The organism is Caenibius tardaugens NBRC 16725, from assembly GCF_003860345.1.
In the GTDB taxonomy this organism is placed as follows: domain Bacteria; phylum Pseudomonadota; class Alphaproteobacteria; order Sphingomonadales; family Sphingomonadaceae; genus Caenibius; species Caenibius tardaugens.
Genome location: NZ_CP034179.1, coordinates 2,855,567 through 2,875,383 on the forward strand (window position 1 = coordinate 2,855,567; position 19,817 = coordinate 2,875,383).

General features: G+C 60.9%; 19 protein-coding genes. 7 read left to right on the forward strand and 12 right to left on the reverse strand.

The annotated features are described in order from the left end of the window. Nucleotides 1-35 precede the first annotated feature (35 nt). From EGO55_RS13435 to EGO55_RS13445, 3 genes are read left to right on the forward strand one after another with little or no spacing between them, the layout of a single operon-like run. A complete protein-coding gene (locus EGO55_RS13435; protein ID WP_021690420.1) occupies nt 36-956 on the forward strand; it encodes a VOC family protein in 921 nt (306 codons plus the stop codon). Between the two features lie 15 nt (nt 957-971). Next, entirely contained in the window at nt 972-2,165 is a 1,194-nt protein-coding gene (locus tag EGO55_RS13440) for a flavin-dependent monooxygenase (RefSeq protein ID WP_021690421.1), read from the forward strand. A gap of 24 nt (nt 2,166-2,189) precedes the next feature. Then, nucleotides 2,190-3,272 (forward strand): 3-ketosteroid-9-alpha-monooxygenase, oxygenase component, encoded by a 1,083-nt coding sequence (locus EGO55_RS13445; RefSeq protein ID WP_021690422.1) that lies wholly within the window; start codon nt 2,190-2,192, stop codon nt 3,270-3,272. 204 nt (nt 3,273-3,476) lie between these two features. On the opposite strand, the gene EGO55_RS13450 is transcribed toward EGO55_RS13445, so the two are convergent. The 5 genes from EGO55_RS13450 to EGO55_RS13470 all read right to left on the reverse strand — a co-directional run bounded on the left by EGO55_RS13450 (nt 3,477) and on the right by EGO55_RS13470 (nt 8,524). Beyond that, nucleotides 3,477-4,547: an alkene reductase gene (locus EGO55_RS13450; RefSeq protein WP_021690423.1), complete on the reverse strand. Its 1,071-nt coding sequence runs from the start codon at nt 4,545-4,547 to the stop codon at nt 3,477-3,479. A gap of 147 nt (nt 4,548-4,694) precedes the next feature. After that, on the reverse strand, nt 4,695-5,186 hold the full coding sequence (locus EGO55_RS13455; protein WP_021690424.1) for an Lrp/AsnC family transcriptional regulator: 492 nt from the start codon (nt 5,184-5,186) through the stop codon (nt 4,695-4,697). Between the two features lie 4 nt (nt 5,187-5,190). Further along, on the reverse strand, nt 5,191-5,658 hold the full coding sequence (locus EGO55_RS13460) for an Lrp/AsnC family transcriptional regulator (protein ID WP_021690425.1): 468 nt from the start codon (nt 5,656-5,658) through the stop codon (nt 5,191-5,193). 244 nt (nt 5,659-5,902) lie between these two features. Continuing rightward, nucleotides 5,903-6,775, reverse strand: a complete 873-nt coding sequence (locus EGO55_RS13465) for a Coq4 family protein (RefSeq protein ID WP_021690426.1) — start codon at nt 6,773-6,775, stop codon at nt 5,903-5,905. 6 nt (nt 6,776-6,781) lie between these two features. Next, nucleotides 6,782-8,524 (reverse strand): N-acyl-D-amino-acid deacylase family protein, encoded by a 1,743-nt coding sequence (locus tag EGO55_RS13470; protein WP_021690427.1) that lies wholly within the window; start codon nt 8,522-8,524, stop codon nt 6,782-6,784. A 284-nt stretch (nt 8,525-8,808) separates the two neighbouring features. Between EGO55_RS13470 and EGO55_RS13475 the strand changes: the two genes are divergently transcribed. Continuing rightward, nucleotides 8,809-9,624 (forward strand): sugar phosphate isomerase/epimerase family protein, encoded by an 816-nt coding sequence (locus EGO55_RS13475; protein ID WP_021690428.1) that lies wholly within the window; start codon nt 8,809-8,811, stop codon nt 9,622-9,624. On the opposite strand, the gene EGO55_RS13480 is transcribed toward EGO55_RS13475, so the two are convergent. The 5 genes from EGO55_RS13480 to EGO55_RS13500 form a co-directional block, all read right to left on the reverse strand. Further along, nucleotides 9,621-9,905 carry a putative quinol monooxygenase gene (locus EGO55_RS13480; protein WP_021690429.1) on the reverse strand — a complete coding sequence of 95 codons (285 nt, stop codon included), beginning with the start codon at nt 9,903-9,905 and terminating at the stop codon, nt 9,621-9,623. The genes EGO55_RS13475 and EGO55_RS13480 overlap by 4 nt on opposite strands. Nucleotides 9,906-9,934: 29 nt before the next feature. Further along, nucleotides 9,935-10,807 (reverse strand): SDR family NAD(P)-dependent oxidoreductase, encoded by an 873-nt coding sequence (locus tag EGO55_RS13485; RefSeq protein WP_021690430.1) that lies wholly within the window; start codon nt 10,805-10,807, stop codon nt 9,935-9,937. 61 nt (nt 10,808-10,868) lie between these two features. Continuing rightward, entirely contained in the window at nt 10,869-11,729 is an 861-nt protein-coding gene (locus tag EGO55_RS13490; protein WP_021690431.1) for a helix-turn-helix transcriptional regulator, read from the reverse strand. 23 nt (nt 11,730-11,752) lie between these two features. Further along, on the reverse strand, nt 11,753-12,460 hold the full coding sequence (locus EGO55_RS13495) for an EthD domain-containing protein (protein WP_021690432.1): 708 nt from the start codon (nt 12,458-12,460) through the stop codon (nt 11,753-11,755). A gap of 12 nt (nt 12,461-12,472) precedes the next feature. Further along, nucleotides 12,473-13,234 (reverse strand): SDR family NAD(P)-dependent oxidoreductase, encoded by a 762-nt coding sequence (locus EGO55_RS13500; RefSeq protein WP_021690433.1) that lies wholly within the window; start codon nt 13,232-13,234, stop codon nt 12,473-12,475. A gap of 203 nt (nt 13,235-13,437) precedes the next feature. Here EGO55_RS13500 and EGO55_RS13505 point away from each other — a divergent pair, with 203 nt between their 5' ends. Both EGO55_RS13505 and EGO55_RS13510 read left to right on the forward strand, forming a co-directional pair. After that, the gene (locus tag EGO55_RS13505) at nt 13,438-14,226 is read left to right on the forward strand and encodes an SDR family NAD(P)-dependent oxidoreductase (RefSeq protein WP_021690434.1); all 789 of its coding nucleotides are present in this window, start codon (nt 13,438-13,440) and stop codon (nt 14,224-14,226) included. 5 nt (nt 14,227-14,231) lie between these two features. Further along, complete coding sequence (locus tag EGO55_RS13510; protein ID WP_021690435.1) at nt 14,232-15,923, forward strand: FAD-dependent oxidoreductase; 1,692 nt, start codon at nt 14,232-14,234, stop codon at nt 15,921-15,923. Nucleotides 15,924-16,032: 109 nt separating this feature from the next. On the opposite strand, the gene EGO55_RS13515 is transcribed toward EGO55_RS13510, so the two are convergent. Continuing rightward, nucleotides 16,033-17,667, reverse strand: a complete 1,635-nt coding sequence (locus EGO55_RS13515) for a choline dehydrogenase (RefSeq protein ID WP_021690436.1) — start codon at nt 17,665-17,667, stop codon at nt 16,033-16,035. Nucleotides 17,668-18,019: 352 nt separating this feature from the next. Between EGO55_RS13515 and EGO55_RS13520 the strand changes: the two genes are divergently transcribed. Further along, complete coding sequence (locus tag EGO55_RS13520) at nt 18,020-18,646, forward strand: TetR/AcrR family transcriptional regulator (protein ID WP_021690437.1); 627 nt, start codon at nt 18,020-18,022, stop codon at nt 18,644-18,646. On the opposite strand, the gene EGO55_RS13525 is transcribed toward EGO55_RS13520, so the two are convergent. After that, nucleotides 18,627-19,817 (reverse strand): cytochrome P450, encoded by a 1,191-nt coding sequence (locus tag EGO55_RS13525; RefSeq protein ID WP_021690438.1) that lies wholly within the window; start codon nt 19,815-19,817, stop codon nt 18,627-18,629. The genes EGO55_RS13520 and EGO55_RS13525 overlap by 20 nt on opposite strands.

A 19,817-nucleotide genomic window follows, 5' to 3' on the forward strand; every position in this document is an offset into this window, starting at 1 on the left:
TGATGGCTCCCACAACATCGGGAAAGGAGCCCATCATGGACATTGCAGCTCTGGCCTACAGCGTCATCGGTTCGACGTCCCCCGCACAGTGGGTTCGTTTCGCTGAAGACGTCGCCGGGTTTTCGGCGCACCAGATGCCGGGTGGGATTGCCCTGCGCATGGATGAGCGTGCCGGGCGCCTGTTCGTTATCAACGATACGCAGGACCGGTATTTCGCCAGTGGCTGGGAAATCCGCACGGCGGCGGAATTTGCCGCCGCGCAGGACGCATTACGCAGTCACGGCGTCACATTCCACAATGGCACCGACGAAGAGTGTGCCCTGCGCCATGTCCTCGACATGGTCTGGTTTCTGGACCCGTCGGGCAATCGCCATGAACTGGCCTACGGCTATCGTTCGGATTTCGACCGGTTCATTTCGCCAGCGGGTGTCTCGCGATTTGTCACGGATGGTCTGGGTTACGGGCACATGGTCCTGCCGGCGCCGAATTTCGACCAGACGCGTGCCTTCATGACCGATGTCCTCGGGTTCGGTCTGGCGGACTTCATGGTGCACCGCCCGATGGGCGCGGATGGCCCGGAGCAGCGCATCGATTTCATGCACTGCGGCAACGGTCGTCATCATTCGCTGGCCCTTTTCGAAGGCGAGGTTCCATCGGGCTGTGTGCATCTGATGGTCGAGGTGGAAACGCTCGACGAGGTTGGCCGGGCCTACGATCGGATGCGCGCCAGCGGCACGCGCCTGATGGCCACTCTGGGCAAGCATACCAATGACCACATGACCAGCTTCTACATGGCGACCCCGGGCGGGTTTGCGCTCGAATACGGCTTTGGCGGCCGCACGATCGACTGGGATCGCCACACCGCCTTCGAAAGTACGTCCGTCAGCCTGTGGGGCCACGATTTCAGTGTCGGTTTCGGTGCCGACGAACAGCAACAGATGGCCGACGCGGCCTGAGGAAGGAGACAAACGATGACTCTCGCACAAAAGATCGAAGCACCGATGGCCGCCGATCTGGTGGCACGTGCCGCCGCGATGATCCCGGTTCTGCGTGAACGGGCCAACGCTTGTGAAGCGGGCAACAAGGTTCCCGACGCGACGATTGCCGATTTTCAGGACGCAGGATTTTTCAAGATCCTCCAGCCGAAACGCTACGGGGGTTATGAAATGGACCCTGAGGCCTTCTACGAAGTGCAGATGAAAGTGGCCGAAGGCTGCATGTCGTCGGCCTGGGTGCTGGGCGTGGTTGCCGTGCATAACTGGCAGCTCGCGTTGTTCGATCCGCAGGCGCAGGAAGACGTCTGGGGCAGCGATCCCACGACGCTGATCTCCTCGTCCTACATGCCCCGCGCGGAAGTGACCCCGGTCGAGGGCGGCTATCGCATCAGCGGGCGCTGGGGCTTCTCCAGCGGGGTGGATCATTGCGAATGGGCATTCCTTGGCGGGCTGGTGCCCGACCCGGAAACGGGCAAGCCCGATTTCTGGACGTTCCTCGTCCCCCGGAAGGATTTCAAGGTCCTGCATATCTGGGATACGATCGGTCTGGGCGGTACGGGCAGCCACGACGTGACAGTCGAAGATGCCTATGTCCCGGCTTATCGCACGCATCGTTCCAAGGACGGTTTCGCTTCCACCAATCCCGGCGCGAAAAGCAATCCGGCACCGCTGTTCAAGCTGCCGTTCGGCCAGGTGTTCGTGCGGGCGGTCTCGTCCTCGTCCATCGGGGCACTGCAGGGTGCGCTGGACCTGTTCCTTGAAAGCGGCGCTCGCCGGATGAGCAACAACAGTTTCGCCAGCGCATCGGGCGATCCCGACGTGCAGATGTTGATCGCGGAAACCCAATCGGCGATCGACGAGATGAAGACCATCCTGTTCCGCAACTTTGCCGTGCTGAACGAGGCTGCGCGCAAAGGCGAATCCGCCGATCTCGAAACGCGCCTGCGCTTCCGCTTCCAGTCGGCGCAGATATCGGGCCGGTGTTGTGCGTTGATCAGCCGGATCTTCGCACTCAGCGGGGCCGATGCCGTCTATCGCGGCAATCCCATCGCGCGCGCTTTCTGCGACATTCACGCGGGCCGCACCCACGTGGCGAACAATCCCAACACGGTCGGCCGCAATGTCGGCGGTGTGATGCTGGGCGCGCCGAATACTGACAGTTTCATCTGACACGGGCTGAGAAGGAGAGATATCATGGCTACGACTGCCGAATATGGCCTGGGCGAACTGACCTATCCCCGCGGCTGGTTTATGATCGCGATTGCCGATGACGTGACGCAGGAACCGCAACCGGTTCGCTATTTCGGGAAGGAAATGGCGCTCTATCGCGGCAAGAGCGGGCGTGTGGTGCTGCTGGATGCCTACTGTCCGCACATGAAAGTCAATATTGCGCGCAACACGACGTCCTATGTCGTGCGCGACGATACCAGGATCGAAGGGGATTCCATCCGTTGCCCGGCGCATGGCTGGCGCTTCACGCCCGAAGGGCAGTGCGATGACATCCCCTATTCCACCCACGGCATTCCCAAGGCCGCATGCATCAAATCGCACAAGGTGGTGGAACGCGCGGGCTGCATCTGGATGTGGCACGACATGGAAGGGGGCGCACCGGATTTCGACCTGCCCGATTTCGCGGAATACGACCAGACGGAGCAGGGCTGGGTGCGCTGGACCGTGGATCATCTCGGCACCTTGCCGATCCATCCGCAGGAAATCCTCGATAACATGACGGATTTCGCGCACTTTACGCCGGTTCACGGCAGTCTGGGCCACGCCTATTTCGAAAACGAATTCGAAGGGCACATCATGCGCCAACGGTTCGGTTCGGGGCATCGTACGCTGGTCGACGGAAACGGGCTGCTGGAAACCGACACCTGGTATACCGGTCCGGGCATCCTGCTTTCACGGATGGAGGGCAAGCATCCCTCGATCATGATGATCTGCAATACCCCGGTAGAAGACGGGGAAGTGCGGGTGTGGTTTGCCGTTATGGCCCGTACGGCGGACGATCATGAACCCACGCGGGAAGAAGCCGCGATTGCCCGCGCCTATCATGAGGCAGGGCTGGCCGCATTCGCGCAGGATTTCGAACTGTGGAAGTACAAGGAACCGGCGATCAGCATCCTGCAGGTGCCGGACGACGGCCCGTTTCACAAGGAACGCATCTGGTACAAGCAGTTCTACAATCCGCGTGAACGGGCCCCTGAATTTCAGAAGCGGGTCAATGGGGTGCACGTCTCGATGGATCGCAGGAGGGATGCGGCACAAGCGGCGTGACCAGATGCCGGAATGGCGTGGGCGCAGTGCGCGCAGCTATTCCGGCCCCCCGAAGGATGCGGAGTGCGTGGCAGGGGGCAGCATTCCGCATCCTTGCAGATCGGCGCGGCACCTGACGGAACTTTCCTTCCTTCAGCTTCCACAAGGTGTTTTGTCGATGGCGGGGTCTGCTCTGGCAGGCCCCGCCTTTCTGTTACCGGGCGATCAGGCGGCGGTGTAGGACGGGTAATCGATATAGCCGCGTTCCTCGCCGGTGTAGTAATTTTCCCTGCGCCCTTCGGCCAGCGGCGCATTCGCGCGGAAGCGGGCGACAAGATCGGGGTTGGCGATGAAGTCACGGCCGAAGGAGACAGCATCCGCCCCCCCATTGGCCAGCAGTTCGCGCGCTTCCGACAGTGTCAGTGTGTTGTTGACGGCAATCGGCCCAGACCAATGCTGCCGCGCGAATGCCAGCGTGTCGAGATCGGGCAGGCGCATATTCGAAATGTGAAGGTATGCGGGCCGTAACGGGTCGATGCCATCCAGCAGCGCGGCGAACACCGGTGCGGGATCGGATGGGTCCATGCCGTTATAGGGATTGCCGGGCGAAATCCGCACGCCGACCCGGTCTGCCCCGATCGCATCGGCCATCGCCTGGACCACCATGATCGGGAAACGCGCCCGATTTTCCGGTGATCCGCCAAATTCATCGTCACGATGATTGCTGGCGGGATTGAGGAACGTGTTGATCAGATAGCCGCTGGAACAGTGGAGTTCCACGGCATCGATCCCGGCTGCGCGGGCATTACGCGCGGCTTGCGCGTATTGTTCTGCAACCGTCGGCAGTTCCTCCGCGCCTAACGCGCGCGGGGTGGCTGTGGGGATGGGTACACCATCGGGTCCGGGCAGGAGATCGGGGCAGGGCAGGGCCGATGGCGCAACCACATCGGCATCGTACCCGCGATTGGCGATGGCCACCGCGCGCCCGCAGTGCATCAGTTGCATGGACACCAGCCCGCCTTCGCCATGCACCGCCTCTGCCACTTTGGCCCAGCCATCGATCTGCTGCTGCGAATGGATGCCCGGGGTGCGCCAGTAGCCTTTGCCTTCAGGGCAGGGAAAAACACCTTCGGTAACGATAAGGCCCGCGGCTGCGCGCTGGCGATAATATTCGACCATCATGGCCGTTGGCGCGTCGCCTGCACCGGCCCGGCTGCGCGTCATCGGCGACATGACCACGCGATTGGCAAGCTGCAGGGCGCCGAACGTAACGGGCGTAAAAATCAGATCTTCCATACATATTCCTGAGAGATGGAGCGGGATCAACCGCATGCGCCCGCCAGACTAGTGCGGGCGGTTGGCAATGCAAGGCATGCCGACTGGTTCGCGGGGGAGCGGCGGTGGCGACACCGCCATAATACGGCGATCCCGATATTTCGGGGGTTACGTGGCCGGACCGGTCGCCGTGCCATTCCCGGTAATCCGGGCGACGCGCGTGTTGTATTTGAACGTCTTCACCGCAATCGAGGTTTCCACGTGATGGACGCCGGGCAATGCCAGAATCTGGTCAGACGCCACATCGACGAGGATTTCGAGATCTTCGAACAGGCAGATCGCGAGAATATTGAACTGCCCCATCGTGATCATGACGCCATTGATTGGCGGCAGTTCGGAAATCTGCTTCGCAATCGCGCGCACATTGTTGACGTCAGCATGCACGCTGATGAAGGCCAGTCGCGATTTTGCCGCCATTTCGAGGCCGGTAATCGCGGTGAAGGTAATCAGCTTTTCCTGTTGCAAACGCTTGATCCGGCCCCGGACGGTCCCTTCGGTCACGCCCAGTTCGGCAGCGATCTTGCGATTGGAAACGCGGGCGTCATGGCCGAGCAATTCGATCAACTGCCGGTCGAGCTCGTCGAGATGGGTGCTTGCCATGCGATCAGCCTTCGATCGGCGCGATGTCGAACTGATACTTGATGATGTCGACCACGATGGCCGGCGTCATCGAACGGATGCCGCTGATCTTGGAGAATTTGTCGAGCAGGAGATGCGACAGATCGTCAAAATCCTTCAGGGCGACCAGCATGTCGATATCATAGCGCCCGGTGACGAGATGAACGGCGAAGACTTCCGGAAAACCTGCCAGTTCTTCCCCCACTTCGGAGGCTGGGCGGCCATCGACCTCGATGGCGACTTCCATCAGGAAATTGAAACCGTGCGCGGCAAAGTCGGAAACCGCGACGACGCGTAACTGGTTCGCGTCTTCCATGCGCTTGATCCGGGATGAAACGGTGGTGGCCGTCAGCCCGAGTGTTTCCGCGATCTGCTGGTTCGTGGCGCGCCCGTTCTGGCGCAACAATTCCACGATCGACCGGTCAGTCGCGTCGAAGTTGAAACTTTGTGTCATGCCCCTCCGCGTGACGGGATGGAATTTCCGGGCGGCTTACAAAGCCCGGTCGATATTCGGCAGATTATGGGCAGTTTATAATCGGCACCAGCAATAAAAATGCAATATCCCCAATCTTCGTCCAGGACAGCAATGCACAGAGACTGTCGACAGGGTGCGCACAGGCATTCGCCGCACAAGCAAGAAGGGGCGGATCTTGCGATCCGCCCCCAGTTAAGCCGCGTTTATGCGGTTCTGTTCGCAGTTATTCAGCCGCTTCGAGATATTCCGGGTGACCTTCGTCCACCAGCTTATTGGTATCGTCCCAGATGCCATCATCGATGACCGGGGTGATATTCAGTTCCTTGCGGATGTCTTCGACCTGCCAGTCGACGTATTTGCGCCAGTCGACCACCATCAGGGGCACCTTCCAGTTACGCCCCTGAACCGCACCGCGATATTCCGCTTCAAGGTTGAGAACCATGGCTTCGGGGTAATGCAACCCGTCCTTCATGATCGTCTTCGCCTTTAGGTAGGTCTGAACGCGATTGAAAAACGCCGCCAGTTCCGGATGGAAGTACAGCGAACGCGCATGCAGGTTCGCATTGAGCAGGGCCACTTCACCGCCATGGTTCGGACCAAAACCGGTGATCATGTGCTCGATATCATGAGTCAGTGCGGTCTGGCGCAGATAGAAGGTGAAATCGTTCACCACCTGCACTTCGCGATAGAAGATATCGAGTTCATAACCGCTTTCGACCATGAACTTGTGCAACAGAGCGCCCAGCGTACCAGGCTTGCAATCTTTCACCTGTTCGATGGTGAAGTTCGCCAGATTGCGGCCTTCAAGCCATGCCTTGAAATCCGGCAGGCGGGCCTTTTCCTCTTCGAACAGCTGCATGATGCGGGGCATGTCTTCCAGATTCTGGAGAATTTGCACCACTTCGGGGATATAGGCCGTGTTCGGCAGGTCAGCGCCGTTGCGACGGAGCATTTCCTGCGCGATCAGTGCCCGCAGTTCGGGGCTGTTGAGATATTTCGACGAGCTGACGAGGATCGAACTGTCGGTTTCGACCTTGCGGATGGCGCCGTTGAAATATTCGCGCTCGCCAGCGCCGACTTGTGCTTCAGTAGCCATGATGGATTACTCCGCTGCGGCCGCGAGTGCGGCGTTTTCGTTGGCGGGAGAAAGGAACTTGCCCGGCTTGTTACCGGTGTAGGCACCGTTTTCGTAGGTCGGCACGCCGTTCACCAGAGTAAGGCGTGCAGGCATGGCTTCACGGGTGAAGCGCCAGCTGGTGCCACCCTTGCCATCGGGCATGTCCCATGCCTTGATCATGTCGCGACGTTCGATTTCATCGAGATTGAACACGCAGATATCGGCGCGCTTACCCGGTTTGATCACGCCGCGATCATTCAGGAAGAAGTGCTCAGCCAGCTTGCCGGTCATCACGTGAATGGCTTCTTCCAGCGCAAGTTTCTTCTCTTCGCGCACATACTGCGTGAGGAGCAGGGCGTTTTCGCCGCCACCGCACAGCATCTGCAAGTGCGCACCGGCATCGGAAATATTGCCGACCGACTGCGGGTCTTTCATCAGGCCGATGGTCAGGCCTTCGTCCTTGGGGAACGGCGCCATGTGCACGGTCGAGAAGGTGCCGTTGGCCAGAAGCCATTCCGCCATCGCGTCGCTGCGGTGCAGGCCACGGCTGTCGGCATAGTCCTTCAGCGTGATGTTGATCGGACCGGTGCCGTTTTCGCTGTCGATCAGGTAGAGATCCTGGGGGTTCTGCAGCGGCGAGTGCGGCCATGCCTCGTTATCCCAGCTGTTGCGTGCGCGGGCACGCCATTCGGGATCGGCCAGCAGGCGGCGCTTCTCGTCATGATCTTCGGCCAGCACGACTTCGTGCCAGACATAGTCGTTCGACTGTGCGTAGATCAGCGACTTGACGATACCCAGAACGTTCGTCGGCGAAACGTGGGCATAGCCTGGCCACACGTCGATGCCGGCATCGCGCATGGACTGCGTGCTGGCCTGCATCGCGGGAAGGATGTCCTTCTGGAATTCGAGCGTGGGGATGGCGCCTGCGATCTGCACGCGAATTTTTCGGCCTTTCAGCAGGTTTTCCAGACGCTTGAGGCTGTCAGGGCCAGTCTTGCGCATGAATGTGTCGACAATCACCTGATAGCAGGTGTGCGGATAACGATCCATGACATCGAACAGGGCCGTGAATTCGGCATCGTCCGCCAGCAGGGTCGGTACGGGGCGGTTGTCGCCATCGTGATCGTGCAGGTTGTCCGACAGGCCCAGCGCGCCAGCGGCCAGAGCATCGTCCAGCAATTCGGCCATCTTCGCGATTTCTTCCGGGGTCGCCGCGCGATCCCAGGCGTCCATGCCCATGGCTGCGAGACGCAGCGGGATGTGGCCGACGAAGCTGGCGTAGTTCAGCGGAACCTGCAGGCGCTTTTCAAACGACTGGCGGTATTCCGACCAGGTGTTCCAGTCCCAGCTGACGAATTCCTTGAACGGGGCAAGCGGGATATCTTCGAAGAAGGAGAAAATGCCCATCACTTCTTCGCGGGCCTGCTGGCTCGGGTGCAGCGGGGCCATGGTGAAGCCGCAGTTGCCGAGGATCATCGTCGTCGCGCCATAGCTGGGCAGCGGATCGAGATCGGGCTGCCACCACATGCTGGCGTCATAGTGGGTGTGGCTTTCGATGAAGCCGGGCGTCACGTAGCAGCCATCGGCATCAAAAACGCGTTCGCCACCGGCAGCAAGGTTTTCACCGACTTCGGTGATCACGCCGTCGCGCACACGAACGTCCGCACGGAACGCGGGGGCGCCGGTTCCGTCAACAACGGTACCGTTCTTAATCAGCAAGTCATTCATTCAAGCTCTCCCGAGGAAGGAATCGGGCAGAGCGCATTTCGCGCTTCATGCCGCTGGCACAGAAAATAACGCGCCGCGCAGATTCGACCAAATTGCGCAGCCGCATTCGTATCTTGTAATGATCCTCAACGTATCACCACATGATCCATTCTCAAAGCGCGCGGTGATCGGTGCATTTGGCGCGGCAAGGAATTACCGTGATGGCAGCGCGGGTAGGGTATTCGTGCACTGGGATGGGAATTCTGCCGCACTGCGCCGCACCGGGATGAACACTTGACGGGCGAATGCCGGCATCCGATGCATCGCGGATGACCGGAATATGCCTTGATCACTTGTCGTTATGCGACATTTCCGCGCTCGACCTCATCGCTGTCGCGGCGCGCCTCGATTGTGAGGCCGTCAGCCTGTTTGTCACGCCCTTGCCGCTGGGGCCCTATCGCGATCTGGTGCAGGACAGTGCCGCCCGGCGCGAAGTTGTTGCCGCCCTGAAGGATACCGGGCTGGGCCTTGGGATCATCGAGCCGTTCATGATCGATGCGGCGCCCGATTGGGCCGGTCTGGAGCGGACGGCGGCACTCGCCGCGGAACTGGGGGCGGATATCAATGCGCTGGCGTTCGATGATCAGCCCGCGCGTCTGCGTGACGCGATGGCGCGGCTTGCGCAGATCGCGCGTGCGGCCGGGACACGGATGACGATCGAGGGTTTTTCGCTGTCTACGGTCCGCACGCCCGCCGATGCACTCGCACTGGCGCAAAGCAGTGGGGATGATGTCGGGATTACCGTGGATACATTGCACGTGATGCGCACGGGCGGAAGCTGGGCCGATGTGGCTGCCCTTCCGCCGGAACGGGTGTTTCATGTGCAGCTGTGCGATGGCACGCGGGAACCGCCAGCCGATCTTGCCACAGAGGCAGTGGCTGGGCGATTGCCACCGGGGCAAGGGGAATTCGCGCTGGAGGCGCTGTTGCCGCTTTTGCCTGCACAGGCCCGCATCGCGGCGGAAGCCCCGTTTCGGGCGCCGGAAGGCCTGTCTCCGCTGGAACGGGGGCGGATCATCGTCGATGCGACGCGGGCGCTGTTCGCCCGCGCCAGCACTTAGAGCGTTTCGTAAACCGATCGCGCCGGAGGCCCGCCAAGCAACGGCTTCAGCGGCGCGAACGCCGTCTTGGGCACCAGTTGCGATGCGTCGGCATAAGCCTGATCCGATGGCCAGTTCTCTATGAAGAGAAACTGGTCCGCATTATCCTGCTTGCGCAGGATATCCACCCCATCGCTGCCCGGAAGCGCGCGGATCGTGCTGGCGAGATCTGCCAACGCGGCGGCGAAGGCCTGGCCTTGCCCATCTTGCGCGATCATGTCGTAAACGACGCGAATAGCCATTGTTTTATCCTTCGTTGAGGGGGGTCGGATCAGTAGATCGCGGCTTCGTTCCTGTCGCGGGGGTTGCCCAGCATGGCGCGATGTGAGGGGCGCTCCATCCCGCGATCGGTGATACCCAGTTCCTTGGCAATTTCCGCGCCGACCAGCGTCTGCCCCGACAGGTCCTCACGGTTGGGGGCCTTGTCGATCGCATCCAGAATATGCGCGGTGAATTCCGGATTTTCCGCCATCGCGATCAGGTCTTTGTACTGTTCGGGCTCGACCTCGGCGGAAATTTTCGCCCGTTCGGTCAATTGCGGGCCAAGCCAGATCGACACTGCGGCAACGCCGGTGCCGCGCAGGTCGTGCCACATATCGTGCGCCAGCTTGTCCAGTCCCGCCTTCTGCGCGCCGTAAGCCGGACCATGCATGTAACACGTCGCGCCAAATGAAGAGACCATGCCGATCAGGCCGCTGCCCTGTGGCACCATGATCCGTGCGGCATGCCAGCTGGCGACGTAGGCGGAACGCAGGCCCACATCGAGAATCTTCTGCGCATCCAGTTCCTTTTCCCAGAACGGCATTTTGGTGATCAGCTGATGATGGATATAGGTGGCGTTGTTGACCAGAACGTCGAGCCTACCCTGTTCGTCCATGATCTGTTCGAACACTTTGGCGACTTGCGCATCGTCGGCATGATCGCACAAAACGGGAATGCCATGCCCGCCCAGTTCGGTAATTTTAGCCGCGGTTTCAGCGACTGTGCCGGGCAGGACGGAGCCGTCCCAGCCTTTCGCATCGCCCGGCGCGACAGTGCGTCCGGTCACATAGACCGTGTAGCCCAATTCACCGAACCCACGGGCGATGCCCGCCCCGGCGCCGCGGCTGGCGCCGGTCACCAGCGCCACTTTTCTATCAGCCATGTCGTATCCTTGTCATTGCGCTGTGGGGTGGCCGCCCGATCATGGGATCAGGGCGATCACGTTATGAAAAGTCGCCCAGGCCGGTGCTGGCCCGCTGGCGAAATTTCTGGGGGGAAAGCCCGCTTACCCGGCGGAACGCGCGGGAGAAGCTGTTCGGGTGCGAAAAGCCGCAATTTTCGGCAATCTGCCGGATCGATGATGTCTGGTTCATCAGTTCTTCCTTCGCCTGTTCGATCCAGAAGTTCTCGATATATTTCGAGATTGTCTTGCCGGTAAGCGCGAGGAACTGGCGGTGCAGGTGGCGGCTGCTGATCCCGCAAAGCTGGGCGAGATCGGCCACGGTTGGCTGACTTTCGCCACTACTAAGCCGATCGCGGATGCGCCGATATTGCCAGGCTGCGAGGCGGCCGCTGGACTGGCTGTCGCGCTGCCGTTCGAACAGGCGCTCCATTTCCACGACAATCACGTTCATCAGCGCCTCGATCGCTTCCGGAGACCGATCGACGGGATTGATCAGTTCGCGATGGCTCAACCGCATCAGCGTACGCAGCGGATCGTTGCGGATATTGAGCAGCGATTGCAGGAAATCGAGTGGCGGTTCCGGCTTGTGGCGCAGAATATTTTGCGCGGTCCGTTCTTCGAAGATGCAGCGGATCACCCGGATACGCTTGCCTTCCGAGCGGCCCCCGATCGTAATCCCGGGATAACGGACGAACAGCGTGCCCATGAAGCAGTACTTGTCCGGTGCAATGTCCGGGAAGCATGCCGAGGCATCCGCGGCAAGCGGGGGCAGGGACATCTCGAGCATAAGCTCGGATTCCTTGCGGGTGAATTCGATCATGTCGGGCCAATGCCATTCAACCAGCTCGATGCGCCCTGCGGCGACATCTTGCTGGTTGAGCACTATCGGCGTGTATTCCATGACGTCTGGCCGATCTTGTCCGATTATTCGGCGAAATCGTACTGGCTGGTCGGCACGACGTCGATCTGCGTGAAATTGATGAATCCGTTGCAGCTGTCGATCATGTCCTCGAGATGAGATGCGCATTTCGCATCGTCGCCCACCGCATCATAGAACGCGTTCGTGTCCGTCATCGCTTCGAGCGGGAAACACTCTTCCACGAAGGCGTCGTAGGTGGGCGCATCGTCCGTCAGCGGACGGACGATCAGGTTCTGGATATATTCGAAGTTGGACTGCGTGTAGATCGCCACGTTGGCGTGATGGCTATGCCAGTGGTTGATCGCCTGCTTCCAGCTGATGTCCTGCCGGAACGAGATGAAGCTGCACTGCGACCAGCCCCATGTGCGCTGTCCGGCCACGGGCGGATGATCGGCGTTCGGAATGATCGCCGATTCTGCAACCAGCCATGCGGCGAAACGGCCGCAGTGGGCGGCAACGGCGGCATCAGTGGGGCCACGGAACATAGCGTTGGCGGAAGGCAGCCACAGCTGCACAACAGCGTCCTGCTGGGGGGCCTGCCATTGCTGGATCAGGGGGGCGGCGGGATCGACGATCGCGTCGCGGATGTTGACGCGAATACGGCTGGCGCCAGTCTTTTCCAGCGCTTCGGGCAGGCTGGTCAGCAGGCGCGCGTTGAAGCTTTCGCGGCTTTCGCCTTCATTGGCCCACAGGGCGTAGATGATCTTTTCCATGCTCCGGGTTCCTCAGTCGAAATTGGCCTGCCCGCCGTCGAGCGGGATCGTTGCGCCAGTAAGGTAATCGAGATCTGCGCCGCACAAGGCCACGATGGCACGGCCGATGTCTTCTTCGAGCCGGCCGATGCGGCCAAGCGGGATAGTGCGGAAGAATGCGGCGGCTTCTTCGGGATTGGCTTCGAACCAACCCTTGAGGCCCGGCGATTCCGCATGCGGCGCAATCGTCAGAACGCGGATATTATCCGGCCCGTATTCCGCGGCGCCGGCGCGTGTCAGACAACGGATCGCCTGCTTGACCGCGCCATAGGCGCCGTAACCCGTCATATCCCAGCGAATTCCGGCAGAGGAGGCGAAGTTGAAGATCGCGCCGCCGCCGCGTGCCTTCATATGCGGGCGCGCCAGTTTCATCAGGCGCATGCTGGCCAGCGGGCCCGATTCGAACCCGGCAATAAAGGCTTCGTCCGTCACATCGTCGAGCTTGCCAAGCGGCACTTCCTGCGCGTTGTTGACGAGAATATCGAGCCCGCCCAGTTCCTTGACTGCCGTGTCGACAGCCTTGGCGAGATCGTCGGCCGATTTGACATTGCAGGCGATCGCGATCGCGTTGCCGCCGCGCTGGCTGATTTCGTCGGCGGTTTTCTGCACTTTTTCGAGAGTTCGCCCGGCAAGAACAATACTGGCCCCGGCCGCCGAGAGCGCAAAAGCGATACCCTGTCCGACGCCCTGACCGGCGCCAGTGATCAACGCAACTTTGCCGCTAAGATCGGTCATCCTTCTCACCCTTTGCTAATTCGTAGATAATTGCGCGGCATTCTACGCATGGTGTTGACTTATTGGCAAGCGTGTCCACAGTTGCGTTGCGAATATGGTGGAGAGGTTCCCGTTTGATGACGGGCGTCGGGGGCGCGGAACGGGCCTTCGCCGGAGGCGGCGTTTTTCTGCCGTTTTATCTCCCATTGGAAGGAGTGTTTGGAATGACAGTCGCCGTTATTACGGGGGCCGCAGGCGGAATCGGTGCAGGACTCGCGCGCGAGGCCGCGCGCCGGGGCATGCAAGTGGTCCTGGCCGATCGTGATGAAGCGGCCCTGCAGGAGGTTGCGCGCGGAATTGGCAATGCCGCCTATGCCGTGCAAACCGACGTTACCGATCCGGCCTCACTCGAAGCCTTGGCGGACAAGGCATACAAGGCCCACGGGCAGGTCGATCTGCTGTTCAACAATGCCGGGGTTCTGGCCACGGGCAACAGCTGGGAAATCCCGGTGGAGAAGTGGCAGCAATCCTGGGCCGTCAATGTCGACGGTATTCTCAATGGCCTGCGGGCCTTCGTTCCGCGGCTGCTGGCCGCGGATCGCCCAGCCCGGATTATCAACACCGCCTCGGTTGGCGGTTTCCTGCCTTCACCCCTGATGGCGCCCTATTCGGCAACGAAGTTCGCAACGGTGGCCCTGACGGAAAGCCTTGCAGGCGAACTCGCCATGCTGGGTTCCAAGATCGCCGTGTCGCTGCTAGCACCGGGCCCGGTTAAATCGGGCATTTTTCGTGATACCCCGGGCCAGCAGGCGGAAGGTTTTCACAACACGATGATCGATATGCTTGAACAGAACGGCATGACCGGCGACCAGTTCGCCCCGCTTGTGCTGGATGCCATTGAACGCGGGGAATACTGGATTTTCCCGCAGCCCGAAGCACTGGAGCCGACATTCTCGAACCGCAATCAGGCGATTGTCGAGCGTAAGGCCCCTCAATTTTTTACAGTGGACTGACCGCAATGAGCCAAAATTGGGATAAAGAGGTAGATGTTCTCGTCGTGGGCTCTGGTGCGGGTGGCCTGCTCACCGCGTTGGTGGCCTCCAAGAACAACGCCGATGTGTTGATCGTCGAGAAGGACAAGCTGTGGGGCGGTACGTCGGCTACCTCTGGCGGCGGTATCTGGATTCCCGGCAGCGATCTGGCACGTGCCGCCGGGTTCGAAGACAATCTCGACGAGGCCTTCACGTACCTGCGCGCGCTCTCGGCGGATAACGTCCCCGATGCGAACATTCAGGCCTATGTCGATAATGCCGCACCCATGCTGCGTTGGGTTACGGATAACACGCAGGTCCAGTATGATGCTGTGCCCTATCCCGATTATCACGCGGAAAATCCGGGTGGCTCGACAAGGGGTTTCCGTACCCATCTGCCGCGGACATTCGACGGCAAGCAACTGGGCGCGGATATCCGCACCCAGCGTTTCCCGTCACCGGCCGCCAGCCTGTTCGGCTTCCTGCAGTGGACGTTCGCGGAAACGAATGAACTGCTGTACCGGTCGAAGGGCTGGTTCACGCACCTGACGATCAATATGGCCCGCTACTGGCTTGATCTGCCGTTTCGTTTCACGTCGGGCAAAGACCGGCGTCTGACGCTGGGCAATTCGCTCACCGGCGGATTGCGGCTGGCGTTGAACGAGCGCAATGTCCCGCTGTGGCTGGAAAGCCCGCTGACCGAACTGGTGCGCGATGGCGACAAGGTTACAGGGGCCGTGATTACGCACAACGGCAAGCCGATGCGGATCGGGGTGCGCAAGGGTGTGGTGCTGGCGGCAGGCGGGTTCGATCGCAATCAGGCGATGCGCGATGAAAATGCCCCGCTCTATCCCACGGCGAAGATTTCGGGTGGCGTGACCAGCAATACCGGCGATTCCATTCGCGCCGGCCAGGCGATCGGCGCGAAGACCATGAACATGCAGTCAACCTGGGCGGCGCCGGTGTTCTATATTCCGGGTGAAGATCGCGGGCGGCTGTGCACCATCGAACGGGCATTGCCGGGGTGCATCATGGTCAACCAGAAGGGCGAGCGTTATCTGAACGAAGCCGCATCCTATCATGTCACCGGCCAGCTTATGGCCAAGCGGGAGCATGAGCATGGCGATGCCAGCCCGAGTTGGATGGTCTTCGATTACCGCTATCGCCACCAGTTCCCGATGGGGCCGCTTTATCCGTTGATTCCGGATTGGGCGCAGCGCGGCGATGTCAAGCTGGTGCTCAAAAAGGCGAAGACGATTGAAGAACTGGCAGAGCAAATGGGCGTCGATCCCACGCGTCTGTCGGCCACTATCGCGCATTTCAACGAACATGCCGCCAAGGGTGAAGATCCCGATTTCCATCGGGGTGAGGCGGCCTACGACAAGATGTATGGTGATCAGCGCAACCAGCCGAACCCGTGCCTGCGCCCGCTGACCGATGCACCGTTCTATGCCATGCCGGTCTATCCCGGCGATATCGGCACGAACGGCGGCTTGCTGACCAATGCCAAGGCGCAAGTGATCGGCGATAATGGCCAGCCGATCCAGGGTCTTTATGCCGTGGGCAACAATGCGGCTTCGGCAATGGGGGAAAGCTACCCGGGGGCCGGGGTTACCTTGGGCCCGGCGATGACCTTCGGTTATATCGCGGCGCGCGATATGACAGGCGGCAACGAATAGATCTGTCTGGCAGAGGGGCTACGGCCCCTTTCGGAAAGGCCGGGATTACGGCTTATGAAAAAGCTCCGTCGGGATAGCCCGGCGGAGCTTTTCTTTTGTCTGCGCCGGATCAGGCGCTGCGGGGAATGTCCGCGGGGGCAAGCGGCGGGTTGCCAAGGATCATGTCCGCAGCCTTTTCCGCGATCATCGCCACCGGGATGCCGGTGTTCGCACCCGGCAGGTGCGGCATGATCGAGGCATCCACCACGCGTAGTCCTGTCATCCCGTGCACCCGCAACTGGGCATCGACCACGGCCATCGGATCGCCCGCGCTGCCCATCCGTGCCGTGCCGACCGAATGGTAATCGGCCTCGGCCTTCGCCCGAATATAGGCATCGATTTCCTCGTCCGTTTGAACGGAAGGGCCCGGAGCGAGTTCCTCACCACGAAAATCGTCGAATGCGGGCTGACTGAATATCGCCCGCGCCGCCCTGACAGAAGCACGGGCAACGCGCCGGTCGCTTTCCGTGCCGAGATAGTTCTGGTCGATCACCGGCGGCACATCCGGATCGGCGCTGGCGAGGGTGACCGTGCCGCGTGCATCCGGCCGGGCGACATTGGCATGGGCATAGAAGCCATGCATCGGTACCAGTTTGCTCCCGTTGCTGCCCACGAGCGCCATGATCAGGAGCATCTTGATGTCGGGTTCGTCCAGCGCAGGATCGGACTTCACGAAACAGGCGACGGACATCCCCGTTTGCGACAGGGGCCCTTTGCGGAAAAGCAGGTATTGCCCCAACGCCACCGCCCCGCGCAGAGGGTTAAGATAGCGCAGCATCGAGAGTGGCTTGGTTGCCTTATACTTCACGTGGACGGCGAGATGGTCCTGCAGGTTCTGACCAACGCCGGGCATATCGTGGACCAGCGCGATCCCGTGTTCGGCCAGATGCGCGGCCGGGCCGACGCCGGACAGCATCAGCAATTGCGGTGTGTTGAGCGCGCCTGCGCTCAGGATTACCTCACGCGTGGCGTGCGCCGTGCGATCTTCCCCCTTGCAGCGATAGACGATGCCCGTTGCTCGCGCGCCCTCGAACACGATCCTGCGGGTCTGCGCTTCGGTCATCACTGTCAGGTTGGGCCGGTTCATCGCTGGGCGGAGATAGGCGGACGATGCGCTTGATCGCTTGCCGCCGCCAACCGTCAGGTCGACAGCGCCAAACCCTTCGCGCGATGCGCCGTTCAAGTCCGGGTTATAAGGGTATCCCGCCTCTTGCCCGGCATCGATAAAGGCCTTGGCGAAAGGATGGTCCTGATCCGCGCGGGTGACTTGTATCGGCCCACCCTGGCCATGCCAGATATCGTCATGAGGGCTGTAGTTTTCGAGCTTGCGGAAATAGGGCAGCACTTCCGCAAAGGACCAGCCCGCATTTCCGGCCTGTGCCCAGCGATCATAATCGCTGTGCATGCCGCGATCATATGTCATGCCGTTGATCGACGAACCGCCACCCAGGACTTTGCCCCGGGGCAGGTACAGCACGCGATCATCGAGATGTTTCTGCGGGGCGGACATGTAACGCCACGCGTGGCTGCCGGACATCATGATGGGCAGCAAACCGCCCGGGGCGGTGATCAACGGGCTGGAATCCTTGCCCCCGGCTTCCAGCAGCAGCACCCTGTTCTGCGGATCGGCAGACAGTCGATTGGCGAGAATGCACCCGGCAACGCCCGCACCGACAATGATGTAGTCGAAATCGCTTGCTGTCATGATCCGTTTTCTGCCCGTTGCATGCTATTGTCGCAACGGCTGCTTGAACAAGACAAGGGGATGCGCAACGGGTAGTACCCATGGTCTGGCGCTTCATGGCTGCTAAAGCGCATTTTGGCTGCTATCGTTGGATGGCGGTGAATCAGACAGGCGCGCATGACAGGACCACGTCACAGTTTTCGGATTGCGTGTCGCGATATTTACAGTACAATTGTTACCGTAAAATGCGGCGCGCCCGAAAGTGGGTAAGAACGCAGTATCACGATGGCTTGTTGTTGCCCGATGCCCTGCCTAACCCATGCGGTCAGGCATTCAGGCGTATCGGATCAGGTACCATGCAAAGGGGGGTGAATTGGCGAATGAACTGAAGGCTGCAGCCAATCCGCGGCGGTCCCCGGGCCGACCGCGCGATGCCAGCCGGGAAAAGGTCATTCTGACGGAAACGCTGGCTTTGCTGGGTGAACTGGGTTTTGCCGGTCTGACAGTCGATGCGGTTGTTGCCCGTGCCAAGGTCAGCAAGGCGACGATCTATCGCCGGTGGGCAACGAAGGAAGAACTGGCGATTGCGGCATTCGATCTGCTGCCGCTGATCGAACCGGTCGAAACCGGCGATATCGAGTCCGAGATCATCGCCTATATCGACCAGTATTACGGGTTTCTCCGTACGACCCCGTTGTCCAGCGTCTTGCCCGCACTGGTGAGCGAGGCGATGCATAATCCGACATTGGCCGAACGTCTGAACGAAGTGGTGCAGCGGCGCCGGGAATCCGGCATCGCGATGATCCGGCGCGCCATCACGCGTGGGGAATTGCCCGCCACGACCCCGCCGGACATCGCGCATGAACTGATTGTCGGACCCATGTTGCAGCGCTCGTTTTTCGAACCGGCCAATTTCCGGCGTGAGGATTTCCTTGTGATGGTGCGCGTGATCGTGGCGGGGCTGAAAGCGGTCGGGAAGGCTACTTCCAGCGCGGCCTGATCACCATCCTGATGAAGCCGTTGAGATGTTCGCCAAAAGCGCGCTCACATTCCTCCTCGATCACCTCGTAATCGTCGATCTGTGCGAATATCGCGCGCAGCATCAGGTCCCCGGCGGTTAGCGCCAATGATGCCCCCAGGCAGAAATGCGCGCCCATGCCGAAGCTCAGGTCGCTGCTGTTTTCGCGCGTGATATCGAACCGGTCAGGATTGTCGAAACGATCGGCATCGCGGTTGGCCGACGCGTAGATGAACAACAGATTGTCGCCCGACTTGATCTGCGCGCCATTGAGATCGAAATCCATCGCCGCACGACGGGCGAGCATATTGGTGGGCTGGTCGAACCGCAGGGTTTCGCGGAACGCCGCACCCAGCAGGTCGTGATTGGCCAGCACCATGGCCTTCTGTTCGGGGTTCTGCGCGAGATAGTACATCGTCCCGGCCACGGCCATCGGCGTGGTTTCGGACCCCACAACCAGCAAGCTGAACAGGTAGAACAGCAGATCCTCATCCGACAATCTGGCCCCATCGATGACCGCATCGCGCAGGACTTTGCCTTGTGGGCCGCCCGCATCGGGATCAGCGCGCATCGCCGCCACGTGTTGCATCAGCAGGTGCATCAGTTCGCCCGCGGCCTGCTGGCTGTCGGGCGTGGAGGCCCCGACCTGGCCCGGAACACGGTTGAGGATCATGCGGTCGATCAGGTTGCGCGCCTGTATCGCCATCTCGCGGGACACGCCGAGATTGTAGCCCGCGTTGATGCACATCACCTGATTGGCGAAGGCGTGGTACACATCGAACCTGTCCTGTTGGCGCAGCGGGGCGAGTTCATCGGCGATGATGGCCTGCAAGCGCGGGGTTTCCCGCTTCACCGCACCGGCACCGTAAAAGGGTTCGAGCAGTCCGCGCCATTTGCGGTTGTCGGGCACGTTCATGGTCATGAACGTATGCGGTACGGGTTCGCCCAGCATGAGTTGCGCGGGGGTCTGCCCGGCTGAAAAGTCGAGCCACCTGTTGCACAGGCTGGCCTTTTTCAGATCGTCGAACAGCGTCAGCGCCCAGGCACGGCGTTCCTTGACGAAATGGGGGCAACCTTCGGCCCGGAGTTCCTTGTAGATCGGGTGCGGATCGCGCATCGCGTCGGTTGAGAAGGGGTCGTAAGCGGCAGCCAA